This is a genomic window from Collinsella sp. SGI.180 (genome assembly GCF_050313455.1).
Classification (GTDB): domain Bacteria; phylum Actinomycetota; class Coriobacteriia; order Coriobacteriales; family Coriobacteriaceae; genus Collinsella.
In genome coordinates this window covers 82,328-94,704 of record NZ_JBNPLL010000003.1, presented here as the reverse complement: position 1 = coordinate 94,704, position 12,377 = coordinate 82,328, and the positions used below count along the sequence as shown (strand labels likewise).

Here is a 12,377-nt window from a genome sequence, read left to right as displayed (position 1 = left end):
GGTGCAATACGACGAGAACAAACTGGTCGAGTACTTTGCCGACGCCCCTGCGGGCGTCGGTTTTTCCGACCTTGACCTCAATAACATTCCGCGCCATATCTCTTGCATCATGGACGGCAACGGTCGCTGGGCTACGGCGCGAGGTCTTGCCCGTACCGAGGGCCACAAGGCGGGTATCGTCTCCCTTCGCGAGATCATTACCGCCTGCGTGCGTCTGGGCGTCGACGTGCTTTCCGCCTATGCGTTTTCAACCGAAAACTGGAACCGCCCGCTGCATGAGGTTAACGTCTTGATGCATCTGTTTGCCAAGACGTTTATCGATGAGCTGCCGCTTCTGAAGCGCGAAAACGTGCGTGTTGTCTTTTTGGGTGATATTTCCGCGCTGCCCAAGAAGACCCGCGACGTTTTTGAATGCGGTCTTGCCGAGTGCGCTGATCACACCGGTATGACGCTGGCGCTTGCCGTCAACTACGGCGCGCGTGCCGAGATTACGCGTGCTGCCCGTCAGCTTGCGCTCGATGCTGCCGCCGGCAATATCGACCCTGCTGCTATCGATGATGATATGGTTGCTTCGCACCTGTACACCGCCGGTCTTCCCGATCCCGAGCTGGTCATTCGCACCTCTGGTGAGCTTCGCCTTTCGAACTATCTGCTGTGGCAGGTGGCTTATTCCGAGTTCTATGTCACCGATACCTATTGGCCTGACTTTGATCGTTGGGGCCTTGTTGACGCCATTTTGGCCTATCAGGGCCGTGACCGTAGGTTTGGTGGACTGAGCAAGACCGAGGAGGCTTAATCGTGTCCGATCGTCCCAAGGCATCTGCTCCCAAGACGCCTGCGCGCAAAGCTGCCACTGCGGGAGCGCCTGCAGCGAAGAGCGGCACCGGTTCGTGGCTTGCGGGCTTTATTACCCGTGCCGCCGCCGGTATCGTCTACGCCGTCGTCTTTATCCTGTGCCTGGTTTTGGGTATCGTGCCCACCGCCATTTTTGTCTCTGTCATGAGCGGGCTTTGCTGCTTTGAGTTTTTCCGTATGACGAGGCTCGACGGCAAGGTCGCCAACGAGCATCTGGGCATTATTGCCGCCGCGCTCTTTCCGTTATCGGCGCTTGGCGATTCGCTTTTGCTGAACGCCCTGCTTTTTGCACTGATGCTCGCGGTGGGCATTTGGTATGTTTGGTCGCCGCGTACCCGCATCTCTGATGTGGCCGTGACGCTCATGGGTCCCATCTACACAGGCTTTATGCTGTCGGCTATTGTGCTGCTGCGCGATGCCGTGCCCGGTTTTGCCGGCGCCCTGCTTTCAGTGGGTGTTTGCGCGTCCCTTTGGGTCTCCGATTCGTTTGCCTACATCGTGGGCAGCCGTATCGGCAAACACAAGATGGTTCCCAAGATCTCTCCCAAAAAGAGCTGGGAGGGGTTTGTCGGCGGCATTCTGGGCTCGGTTCTCATCTGGCTCATTTTGTGGGTGACGCATCTCTATAAGCTGAGCTTGCCCTATGCGCTGCTTTGCGGCGTGGTTGTGTCCATCCTGGGCGTTATCGGCGACCTTATCGAGTCGCGCATCAAGCGCGGTGTGGGCGTCAAGGATTCCGGCAACCTTATCCCGGGCCACGGCGGCATGCTCGATCGTAGCGATTCGCTTATCTTCGGCTGCATCACCGCGCAGCTGATGCTGATGATCGGAGGCGTGCTGTAATGTCCTTCCAGACGACCTATGGCTCCGATGGACGTCTCCGTGTTGCCATCCTGGGCTGTACGGGCTCTATCGGTACCCAGGCGCTCGATGTTTGCCGTCAGCATGCCGATCGTCTGCAGGTGACGGCTCTTTCCGTTAATTCCAGTACCACTGAGCTCGTTGCGTTTGCCCGTGAGTTTTCGGTTCCGGCTGTTGCCATCGCAGATACCGCTCACGGGTCTGATGCCGTGCTGCAGGAGCTGCCTCAGGGCACGAACGTCGGCGTTGGTGCGCAGGCGGTCTGTGATCTCGCGTGCCGTGATGATGTCGATTGCGTGCTCGTTGCCATTGTTGGCGCGGCTGGTCTCGAGGCAAGCCATGCTGCCTTGATCTCGAATAAGCGCCTTGCCCTTGCCAATAAGGAGTCGCTCGTTGTTGGCGGTGACCTGCTGATGCCGTTGGCACAGCCCGGTCAGCTTATCCCGGTCGATTCCGAGCATTCTGCAATTTACCAGTGCTATCTGGGTGAGAATCCGCGCGAGGCCCACTGTATTTGGCTTACCTGCTCGGGCGGTCCGTTCTTTGGCCGTTCGCGCGAGGAGCTCGACCGTGTGACCCGTAATGACGCCTTGGCGCATCCCACTTGGGCTATGGGTGCCAAGACCACGATCGACTCGGCTACCCTCATGAACAAGGGCCTGGAGCGTATCGAGGCGATGCGCCTGTTCGGTTGCGGCCTCGACGTTATCAACGTGGTCGTGCAGCGCCAGTCAAAGATCCATTCGATGGTCGAGTTTGCCGACGGCTCCGTGATGGCGCATCTCGGGGCATCTGACATGCGCATTCCCATCCAGTTTGCCTTCTCGTATCCCGAGCGCTGGGATACTCCGGCTCCGCGCATCGATTTCCGCGAGTTGGGTCAGCTTACCTTTGCTGCGGCCGACATGGATACGTTCCGCTGCCTGGCGCTGGCCGAGCGTGCGGGCAAGACGGGCGGCACCATGCCGTGCGTGCTCAATGCCGCCAACGAGGTCGCCGTCGATGCCTTCCTGCATGATGGCTGCAGTTTTACCGATATCGATCGCATTGTGGAATCCTGTATGGATGCGCATGATGCGCAGACGGTCGATTCGTTTGAACAGCTTCGCGGTATCGATGCGTGGGCGCGTGAAAAGGCCGCGCAAGTGCTCGCCGCAACCCGTTTTTAACCCATAAGGATTGCTTTTTCGTTTTATGGAAACTGTTCTGAGCGTTCTCTCATCGGTCTTTTGGGGCCTGCTGATGCTTTCCGTCCTCGTGTTTTTGCACGAGGGCGGCCACTTTTTGGCGGCGCGTGCCTGCGGCGTCCGGGTGACTGAGTTCTTTTTGGGCCTGCCGTGTCGCTTTGATATTCACCATACGTCTCGTCGGATCGGCACCAAGTTTGGCGTGACCCCGCTGTTGCTGGGTGGGTATGCTGCCATCTGTGGCATGGATCCGACCGATGTCTCGTATGCCGATCGCGTGCTTGCCGCCATCTATCGCCACGGCCGTGTGACGGTGGCCGATCTTGCCGTCGAGCTTGAGCTGTCCGAGGAGGATGTGCTCGAGGCCTGTGCTTTGCTGCTGGGTTGGGGCTCCATAGCTCCTTGGTATGAAGAAGGAGAAAAGCCTTCGCCTGGTTACTATCCCACCAAGTACCAGACCCTGCCGCGTGATGCGGCGGGTTATACCACCTTTGACGGCCGTCGGTTCGATCGCGAGCACGCGACTGCCGAGGGTGATGTATGGGAACTGCCGTGCGGCGAGGCCGAATTCCTTGCACGCGAGCGCTCGCACACCTATTTGGGTCAGGTCTTTGTCAAGCGTGCCTTTATGCTGCTTGCGGGCATTATCGTCAATATCCTGACGGGCTTTTTGCTCCTTATGAGCATCTATTCCATCGCGGGTGTCACGGTGCCGGTGGACACCAATGTGATCGGCCAGGTTGACGAAGGCTCGATTGCCTCCGCGGCGGGAATCGAGGATGGCGACGCGATTCTTTCGGTCGACGGAGTATCGTGCTCTACCTGGATGGACGTTTACGATGCCATTGGCAAGGCTGCCGGTAAGGACGATATAGCCATTGAGTACGAGCGTGACGGCAAGAAGCATTCGACCACGGTCGCGCTCAAAGAGGACGAACGCCTAGGTGTGTATGTCTCTACGCAGGTGGTCCGTTTAGACCCCATCACGTCGGCTCGCCTGTCGTTCTCCTATGTCGTGCGGACAGCGGAGGGCGTGATGCGCCTGCTCCAGCCTCAGCATACGATGGAGATTCTCGATCAGTCCTCTTCGATCGTGGGTATTAGCGTTATGTCCTCACAAGCTGCTGCTGCCGGCCCTGCCACGTTCCTTTCGTTTGCCGCCCTCATTTCGTTCTCGCTTGGCTTTATGAACCTGCTGCCCATCCCGCCACTCGATGGCGGCAAGTTGGTCATCGAGATCATTCAAAAGATTGCGGGCCGCGAGCTTCCGCTTAAGGTCCAGACGATTGTGAGCTATGTGGGCATCGCGCTCTTTGCGCTGCTGTTTGTCTATATGCTTCGTTCCGACATCCTTCGATTTATTCTGTAGGGGAGTGTTTGGATTGTCTTCATCCCATCCTTTGCCTCGCGAGTTGACGCGCCCCGTGCATGTGGGCGGCGTGCAGATCGGTGGAGGCGCGCCGGTGGCGGTCCAATCCATGACCTGCACTGATACCGCTGATGCCCAGGCAACGCTTGCGCAAGTGCGCGCGTTGGCGCAGGCTGGCTGCGATATCGTGCGCGTGAGCGTGCCCACCGAGGCCGCGCTTGAGGGTTTCCGCGCCATCTGTGCCGAGTCTCCGGTGCCGATCGTTGCCGATATCCACTTTAACCATAAGCTCGCCATTGGTGCCGTTGAGGCCGGTGCTGCCAAGCTGCGCATCAATCCCGGCAATATCGGCGATTGGGCCAAGGTTGACGCGGTGATCGATGCTGCGGGTGCCGCGGGCTGTGCGATTCGTATCGGCGTCAATGCTGGTTCTCTTGAGCAGGATATCGCTGAGCGCGACGACCTCACGCAGCCCGAAAAGCTCGTGATGTCGAGCGAACGTTTCGTCAAGCATTTTGAAGACCGCGGCTTTACGAACATTGTGCTTTCGGCCAAGGCCCATAGCGTGCAAACGACGCTCGACACCTATCGTGCCCTGTCGCGTGAGATTCCCCACGTTCCGCTCCACCTGGGCGTAACCGAGGCGGGTACCAAGCTGCAGGGCACCATCAAGAGCTCGGTGGGCCTTGGCATCCTGCTGTCCGAGGGAATCGGTGACACCATGCGCGTTTCGCTCACGGCCGATCCGGTTGAGGAGCCGCCGGTCGCCTGGGGAGTTTTGCAGTCGCTGGGCCTGCGTCGCCGCGGCCCCGAGATTGTCTCGTGCCCAACGTGCGCCCGCTGTCAGGTTAACCTGATCGCAATCGCCGAGGAAGTAACCGAGCGGCTTAAGAACTATGCCGCGCCGCTTTCGATTGCCGTCATGGGATGCGCCGTCAATGGCCCCGGTGAGGCTTCTGATGCCGACCTGGGCGTTGCTTGCGGACGTGGTCAGGGCCTGCTCTTTTCGCACGGCCAGATCATTGGTAAAGTAGCGGAGGACCAAATTGTCGACGCGCTTATGGCCGAGGTCGACAAGCTTATTGAGGAGAAATAAATGACCCGAGCAATGTATATGTCTAAGCTGTATGCTCCGACGCTCAAAGAGGATCCAGCCGACGCTGAGCTTGCGAGCCATCGCCTGCTGCTCCGTGCCGGTATGATCCGCAAGGAGGCTGCCGGTCTCTATTCCTATCTGCCGCTCGCGTGGCGCTCGATTCGCAAGATTGAGAACATCGTGCGCGACGAGATGGACGCCGCCGGCGCTCAGGAGCTCATGATGCCCATCATGGTCGATGCCGAGCTGTGGCGTGAGTCCGGCCGTATCGATGCCTATGGCAAGGAGCTCGTGCGCTTTGATGACCGCCACGGCCGCGAGTTCGTGCTCGGCCCCACGCACGAGGAGACCGTGACTGCCCTGGTGCGCAACGAGCTGCGTTCATACAAGCAACTGCCGGTGAATCTCTATCACATCCAGGACAAGTTCCGCGACGAGTTCCGTCCCCGCTTTGGCCTGATGCGCGGTCGCGAGTTCATCATGAAAGACGCCTACAGCTTTTCTGCCACGCAGGAGAGCCTGCAGGAGGAGTACGACAAGATGAAGCAGGCCTACGCCAATATCTGCGAGCGCTGCTACATCAAGGCCCTGCCCGTCGTCGCCGATTCCGGCGAGATCGGTGGCGACACCTCCGTCGAGTTCATGGCGCTGGCAGATGCCGGCGAGGCTTCACTGGTCTACTGCGACGATTGTGGCTTTGCTGCCGATGACGAGGCGGCAAGCACCAAGGTCGTTGTGACCGAGGGCCCCGGCGACGGCACACTCACCAAGGTCGAGACTCCGGGTATGGGCACCATCGAGGCCGTCGCCAAGTTCTTCGGCTTCCCCGAGAACGGTACGCGCAAGTCGCTGGCTCTCATCGACGCCGAGGGCAAGCCGGTTGTGGCCATCGTTCCGGGCGATCATGAGCTCAACGACTGCAAGGCCGAGCATGTCTTTGGCAAGGGCTATCGCATGATGACCGACGAGGAGCTCCAGACCTACGGTCTGCATAAGGGCTTTATCGGACCGGTTAACCTGCCCGAGGGCATTCGTCTGGTCTGCGACGAGAGCCTGCGCGAGTCCAAGCAGTGGGCCTGCGGTGCCAACGAAGTCGACTATCACTTTACCGGTGCCTGCCCCGAGCGCGACTTTACCGTCGACGAGTGGGCCGACCTGGTTACCGTCGTTGCCGGCGACCCTTGCCCGCACTGCGGCAAGCCGCTCTCCGCTGCTCGCGGCATCGAGGTTTCCCAGGTCTTCCAGCTGGGCACCAAGTACTCCGAGGCCATGGGTGCCACCTTTATGGACGAGGACGGCAAGGAGAAGCCGCTTATCATGGGTTGCTACGGCGTGGGCGTGTCCCGCTCGCTCGCTGCCGTCGTGGAGCAGCACAACGACGAGCACGGTATCGTTTGGCCGGTCTCCGTTGCCCCGTACGAGGTTACGGTGATTCCGCTCGACCCCAAGAAGGAGGAGTGCGCTTCTGTTTGCGATCAAATCGTCGAGGGTCTGTGCGCCGAGGGTATCGAGGTTGTCGTAGACGACCGTGACGAGCGTCCCGGCTTTAAGTTTGCCGACAACGACCTTATGGGCTTCCCTTATCAGGTGGTGCTCGGCAAGCGCGGCCTTAAGAACGGCACCGTCGAGCTCAAGGATCGTGCCACGGGCGAGCGCGAGGATGTGGCGATCGATGAGATTGTCGCCAAGGTCGCTGAGCTTGTGAAAGCAGCACGCCGTTAATCGAGCCCGCTGCGTTTAGTGCACTTGTTAAGCGGCCCTGCGTCTCTCGAGGTAGAGATGCAGGGCCGCTTTTGCGTCTAAGGGACATTTGTTGCTAAAAGGAAAACCCCGCAGCCCATGCGAGCTGTGGGGTTTTCCTTTGTGCCTCCGATGCGAAATAAATCGCTCAGATATTACTGATAATCGACGACGTCGATCCAGTTCTTAAGGAACTCATCGTTCACGTTGCGCTTACGAGCGAGCTCGGAAGCGGCGACGATGCTCGTCCACTGACGCACGACCTGCATGGGCATGTCGGCGCGATCGCAGTAGAGCTCCAGGTAGGCCTCGGCCTGGTCCTTGCTGTTGAGGGCAAAGAGCAGGTAGGTGGTGGCAACGTCGGCAGCAGGAGAGCCCTGGGTGGCGTGTGCCCAGTCGCAGACGTACAGCTGGCCGTCGTCGCCAACGATGACGTTGGAGGGGTTGAAGTCACCGTGGCAGACCTTGAACTCCTTGGTCATGCCGTCCAGACGCTCCTGAAGGTTGTAGCGCGTGGTGGCATTGAGCTGATCGAGGCTGTCGATCATGCGGGCGAACTTGTCGCGCTGACGGTTGAGCAGCGGGGAGGTGTAGCCGTGGATCTCGATCTGGAGGTCGACGAACATCTCGAGGTACTCACCAAAGCGCTGGGGCTCGGCAGTCATCTTCTCGGCAAGGGTGGTGCCCGGAACCTTCTCGGTCACGAGCGCCCAGCCGTTGGCGTTCTCGAGCTGAGAAACCTCGAGAGCCTTGGGGCTGCGGATGCCGCACTCATTGATGCGGGCAAGATTCAAAGCCTCGTTGAACACGTCGGAGACGGGCTTGGTCTCGTTAAAGACCTTGACGATCTTGTCGCCCAGGTCGTAAACGACTTTGTTGCCGCGACGGACGAGCTCGGTCTTGGATTCGGGGAGCAGCATGATTGCATCCTTTCAACGATGCGATAGAAGCAGCGGCGGGGGCGTGCGTGCGCCCGTTCACCCCCGCCGAAATAACCGTGCTAAAAACTAGCAGACGGCGTAGTCCTGGGGCTCGCGGCCATAGTAGGCGTCCAGGTAGAGCTCCTTGATCTCGCTCATGAGCGGGTAGCGCGGGTTAGCGCCGGTGCACTGGTCGTTGAATGCCTGCTCGGTCATCTCGTCGAGGGTGTCGAGGAAGTACTGCTCGTCAACACCGTAGTCGGCGATGGTCTTCTTGACACCGATGAAGTCCTTGAGCTCCTCGAGCTTCGTGATGAAGTTCTCGAAGACCTCCTTGTCGTCCTTGCCCTCGATGCCGCAGTACTTGGCCATCTCGGCGTAGTTGTGCAGCGCGTTGGGGTAAGGATACTGGGAGAACGTGCCCATCTTGACGGGGGCCTCGGCGGCGTTGTAGCGCATGACGCGAGTCAGGATGATGGCGTTGGCGATGCCGTGGGGCAGGTGATGGAAGGCACCGAGCTTGTGGGCCATGGAGTGGTTGAGGCCCAGGAAGGCGTTGGCGAAGGCCATACCGGCCATGCAGGAGGCGTTGTGCATCTCCTCGCGGGCATGCGGGTCCTTGGCGCCGTTTTCGAAGCTGGAGGGCAGGTTCTCGAAGACGAGCTTGGCAGCGCGCTCGGAGAGGCCCTTGGTGTAGTCGGAGGCCATGATGGAGACATAGGACTCGATGGCGTGGGTCATGACGTCGATGCCGGAGGCGGCGGTCAGGCCGCGCGGGGCGGTCATGCAGTTGTCGGCGTCAACGATAGCCATGTTGGGGAGCAGCGCGTAGTCGGCGAGCGGCCACTTGATGCCGGTCTCCTTGTCGGTGATGATGGCGAACGGCGTGCACTCGGAACCGGTGCCCGAAGAGGTCGGGACGGCGACGAAGTAGGCCTTCTTGCCCATCTCGGGGAAGGTGAAGATACGCTTGCGGATGTCCATGAAGTCCATGGCCATGTCCTCAAACTTGCACTCGGGGTGCTCGTACATCATCCACATGATCTTGCCGGCGTCCATAGCGGAGCCACCGCCGACGGCGATGATGACGTCCGGCTCAAAGAGAGCCATCTGCTTGGCGCCGCGACGTGCGCACTGCAGCGACGGATCGGGCTCGACGTCGTAGAAGCAGTCGTGGGCGATGCCCATCTCGTCGAGCTTGGCCTCGATGGCGCGGGTGTTGCCATTCTTGAAGAGGAACTGGTCGGTGACGATAAAGGCGCGCTTCTTGCCCATGACGCTGCCCAGCTCGTCGAGAGCGACGGGCGTGGAACCCTTCTTGAAGTAGACCTTCTCGGGAGCGCGGAACCACAGCATGTTTTCACGGCGCTCGGCCACAGTCTTAACGTTGATCAAGTGCTTCACCCCAACGTTCTCGGAGACGGAGTTGCCGCCCCAGGAGCCGCAGCCCAGGGTCAGAGACGGCTTCATGCCAAAGTTGTACAGGTCACCGATGCCGCCGTGCGAGGACGGGGTGTTGATGACGATACGGCAGGCCTTCATGACATGCTCGAACAGGCTGATCTTCTCGGCCTGGGCGGGATGCACGTACAGAGAGGCGGTGTGGCCCGGGCCACCGGCGAGTACCAGGTGCTCGGCCTTGTCGACGGCCTCCTGGAAGTCCTTGGCGTGATACATGGCCAGGACAGGGGAGAGCTTCTCGTGGGAGAACTCCTCCTTGGCGGGGTCGGTGGAGGTGACCTCGGCGATCAGGATCTTGGTCTTGGCGGGAACCTCGATACCGGCGAGCTCGGCGATCTTGGCGGCAGCCATGCCGGGGATGCGGTGATCGAGAGCGCCGTTCTTGAACATGGCGCCGCGCAGGGCCTCCATCTCGGCACCCTGCTTGACGAAGTAGCAGCCGCGCTTCTGGAATTCGGCCTTAACCTGGTCATAGATGGTGTCGATGACGGTCACGGACTGCTCGGAGGCGCAGATCATGCCGTTGTCGAAGGTCTTGGAGTGGATGATGGAGTTGACGGCGAGCAGCACGTCGGCGGTGTCGTCGATGACGACCGGGGTGTTACCGGCGCCAACGCCCAGGGCGGGCTTGCCCGAGGAGTAGGCGGCCTTGACCATGCCCGGGCCACCGGTGGCGAGGATGATGTCGACATCGCGCATGACCATGTTGGTCAGCTCGATGGAGGGGACATCGACCCAGCCGATGATGCCCTCGGGGGCGCCGGCCTTGACGGCGGCGTCAAGCACGAGCTTGGCGGCGGCGATGGTGCACTTGGCGGCAGCCGGGTGCGGGGAGATGATGATGGCGTTGCGGGTCTTCAGGCTGATCAGCGTCTTGAAGATCGCGGTGGAGGTGGGGTTGGTCGTCGGGATGACGGCGCCCACGATGCCGATGGGCTCAGCGATCTTGGTGATGCCGTAGGCCTCGTCGCGCTCAATGACACCACAGGTCTTGGTGTTCTTGTAAGCGTTGTAGATGTACTCTGCGGCGTAGTGGTTCTTGATGACCTTGTCCTCAAGAACGCCGCGACCGGTCTCCTCGATGGCCATCTTCGCCAGCGGGATACGAGCCTTGTTGGCGGCCATGGCGGCCTCGTAGAAGATCTTGTCGACCTGCTCCTGCGTGTACGTAGCAAAAAGCGCCTGGGCCTCTCGCATCTGAGCGAGCTTAGCCTCAAGCGCCTCTACGTTGTCCACAATTGCGGGAGTAGTGTTTTCCGGTGACTTTTTCACCATTTGTGTCTCCTTGCGATCGGAGATTTACCCTACGTGTTGCATGATAGCAAGAAATTATTCGGCGAACGGTAAGATTCCCGTAAAAGGCACACTAAAACGCTTCAATCTACTGAAACGTTTTAATTAAAAATATCAGCCTGGCATCGGCCCGCTCATTGGGGACAGACTTATATGAGTGCTTTCACTCATTTGGGACAGACATCGTTTTGCCATTTCGCTGTTCTGGACCTGTTATTGCCGCTTATTGGATATAAATAGATCACAGGCTCAGCATTTCGCGTTGCTTCTCTCCTTTTAGGTGTTGCCTGTACAGTTTTGAAAGGAGAGATTATGCCCCGATGTGCCCGCGCCGTTTCGATCACCGGCTATTACCATGTTTATGACCGCGGCAATTCCAAGCAGATTATTTTTGAAGATGACTCCGACCGCTATCGTTTCTTGTCGGATATCTCGGACAGGTTTGCACGCCATAAAGTGGCGGTGTTAGCTTGGTGCCTTATGGACAACCACTTCCATTTGATGGTTGATGACCCTTATGACAACCTTTCAAAGGCGATGCAGTGCGCATTGACGGCGTATGCTAAGTATTTCAATGGGAAAACGGGAAGAACGGGTCATCTATTTGACAATCGCTATTCGCGGGTCGCGGTTGAGTCGGACACTCAGGCGGTGCAGTTGCTCGATTATATCCATCTCAATCCTGTGAAAGGTTCGCTCGACTCACTCGAGGCGTACCGATGGTCAAGCTTCAAGGCATATCAGCTGGGCTACGATCCCTTTGACATTTGTGATGCGGCCCCTATGCTCGATATTGTCGGAGGCTCCCGTTGCTATTGCGAACATCTCAAGGAAGCTGCCGGGCGCATCTGGTCGGTGGAGGTTCTTCCACGCCGTCGGATCCCCGATGAGGAGGTCCTTTCCGTTGCGCGCGAAGTCCTGCCGAGCATAGATCCTACGCTGCTTAAGGCCCTGCCACGCCCCGAACGCGATGCCTGCCTGCTGAGGCTCAGGCAGGCACATCTCACGGTCAAGCAAATTGCCCGTATCACCGGTATCGGCGCTACAAGTGTGACCAAGGCCACCGCGGGCTGGAAGGAAGCTGCGTGAGGCAGGGGCCGGAGCTAGTCGGGGCGCCGCAGACACGCATCATGTCTGTCCCCAATGAGTGAAAACACCCATGTAAGTCTGTCCCCAATGAGTGCAAAAAGGCGCCCTCCACAAGAGAGGACGCCTTTGGTAAGTTCTATGTGAACGCGAGGTCTTTGACCCGGAGAGTCCGAGGTACTTGTTGGTAAGACCTTATTTAGGAGCGCGCAACCTTGCCAGACTTAAGGCAGGTGGAGCAAACGTTCATCTTGCGACGGTGACCATCGACGACGACGTAGACGCGCTGGATGTTGGGGCGGAACTTACGGTTGGTGACGCGGTGAGAGTGGCTGATGGAGCGACCGGCAACGGGGTGCTTACCGCAAACTTCGCAAACTTTGGACATAACTGACCCTCCTTGGGCGACAAACGAACATGTCGCGTTAACAAACAAGCCTGAACTATAGCACAGAAGCAGCTCCCTGTGCGTAATCTACACAGAGATATTTCTCTTATGGCGATAGTGC

At 59.2% G+C, this 12,377-nt stretch carries 10 protein-coding genes; 7 read left to right on the top strand and 3 right to left on the bottom strand.

What is annotated here, in order from left to right:
* Position 1: 1 nt before the first annotated feature.
* The 6 genes from ACQRAP_RS02215 to ACQRAP_RS02190 are packed head-to-tail and all read left to right on the top strand — an operon-like array spanning position 2 to position 7,090.
* A complete protein-coding gene (locus ACQRAP_RS02215) occupies positions 2-796 on the top strand; it encodes an isoprenyl transferase (protein WP_427794786.1) in 795 nt (264 codons plus the stop codon).
* Positions 797-798: 2 nt separating this feature from the next.
* The gene (locus ACQRAP_RS02210; RefSeq protein ID WP_427794785.1) at positions 799-1,698 is read left to right on the top strand and encodes a phosphatidate cytidylyltransferase; all 900 of its coding nucleotides are present in this window, start codon (positions 799-801) and stop codon (positions 1,696-1,698) included.
* Positions 1,698-2,885 (top strand): 1-deoxy-D-xylulose-5-phosphate reductoisomerase, encoded by a 1,188-nt coding sequence (dxr, locus tag ACQRAP_RS02205; protein WP_427747923.1) that lies wholly within the window; start codon positions 1,698-1,700, stop codon positions 2,883-2,885. The genes ACQRAP_RS02210 and dxr overlap by 1 nt, the downstream gene beginning before the upstream one ends.
* 25 nt (positions 2,886-2,910) lie before the next feature.
* A complete protein-coding gene (locus ACQRAP_RS02200; protein WP_427747924.1) occupies positions 2,911-4,272 on the top strand; it encodes a M50 family metallopeptidase in 1,362 nt (453 codons plus the stop codon).
* Between the two features lie 13 nt (positions 4,273-4,285).
* Positions 4,286-5,368 carry a flavodoxin-dependent (E)-4-hydroxy-3-methylbut-2-enyl-diphosphate synthase gene (gene ispG, locus ACQRAP_RS02195; RefSeq protein WP_427747925.1) on the top strand — a complete coding sequence of 361 codons (1,083 nt, stop codon included), beginning with the start codon at positions 4,286-4,288 and terminating at the stop codon, positions 5,366-5,368.
* A 12-nt stretch (positions 5,369-5,380) separates the two neighbouring features.
* The gene (locus ACQRAP_RS02190) at positions 5,381-7,090 is read left to right on the top strand and encodes a proline--tRNA ligase (protein WP_427794825.1); all 1,710 of its coding nucleotides are present in this window, start codon (positions 5,381-5,383) and stop codon (positions 7,088-7,090) included.
* Between the two features lie 173 nt (positions 7,091-7,263).
* On the opposite strand, the gene ACQRAP_RS02185 is transcribed toward ACQRAP_RS02190, so the two are convergent.
* Positions 7,264-8,028, bottom strand: coding sequence for an aminoglycoside phosphotransferase family protein (locus tag ACQRAP_RS02185; RefSeq protein WP_154516259.1), 765 nt, complete (start codon positions 8,026-8,028; stop codon positions 7,264-7,266).
* A gap of 87 nt (positions 8,029-8,115) precedes the next feature.
* Positions 8,116-10,764: a bifunctional acetaldehyde-CoA/alcohol dehydrogenase gene (adhE, locus tag ACQRAP_RS02180; RefSeq protein WP_154516260.1), complete on the bottom strand. Its 2,649-nt coding sequence runs from the start codon at positions 10,762-10,764 to the stop codon at positions 8,116-8,118.
* A gap of 330 nt (positions 10,765-11,094) precedes the next feature.
* Here adhE and ACQRAP_RS02175 point away from each other — a divergent pair, with 330 nt between their 5' ends.
* Positions 11,095-11,871, top strand: a complete 777-nt coding sequence (locus tag ACQRAP_RS02175; RefSeq protein ID WP_427793454.1) for a transposase — start codon at positions 11,095-11,097, stop codon at positions 11,869-11,871.
* A 196-nt stretch (positions 11,872-12,067) separates the two neighbouring features.
* On the opposite strand, the gene rpmB is transcribed toward ACQRAP_RS02175, so the two are convergent.
* Positions 12,068-12,256 carry a 50S ribosomal protein L28 gene (gene rpmB, locus ACQRAP_RS02170; RefSeq protein WP_022094725.1) on the bottom strand — a complete coding sequence of 63 codons (189 nt, stop codon included), beginning with the start codon at positions 12,254-12,256 and terminating at the stop codon, positions 12,068-12,070.
* Positions 12,257-12,377 lie beyond the last annotated feature (121 nt).

Bases quoted from the DNA above. Each gene is read 5' to 3' on its own strand.
- dxr (WP_427747923.1), top strand. From the start codon at position 1,698: ATGTCCTTCCAGACGACCTATGGCTCCGATGGACGTCTCCGTGTTGCC.
- ACQRAP_RS02200 (WP_427747924.1), top strand. From the start codon at position 2,911: ATGGAAACTGTTCTGAGCGTTCTCTCATCGGTCTTTTGGGGCCTGCTG.
- ACQRAP_RS02190 (WP_427794825.1), top strand. From the start codon at position 5,381: ATGTATATGTCTAAGCTGTATGCTCCGACGCTCAAAGAGGATCCAGCC.
- ACQRAP_RS02185 (WP_154516259.1), bottom strand. From the start codon at position 8,028: ATGCTGCTCCCCGAATCCAAGACCGAGCTCGTCCGTCGCGGCAACAAA.
- adhE (WP_154516260.1), bottom strand. From the start codon at position 10,764: ATGGTGAAAAAGTCACCGGAAAACACTACTCCCGCAATTGTGGACAAC.
- ACQRAP_RS02175 (WP_427793454.1), top strand. From the start codon at position 11,095: ATGCCCCGATGTGCCCGCGCCGTTTCGATCACCGGCTATTACCATGTT.
- rpmB (WP_022094725.1), bottom strand. From the start codon at position 12,256: ATGTCCAAAGTTTGCGAAGTTTGCGGTAAGCACCCCGTTGCCGGTCGC.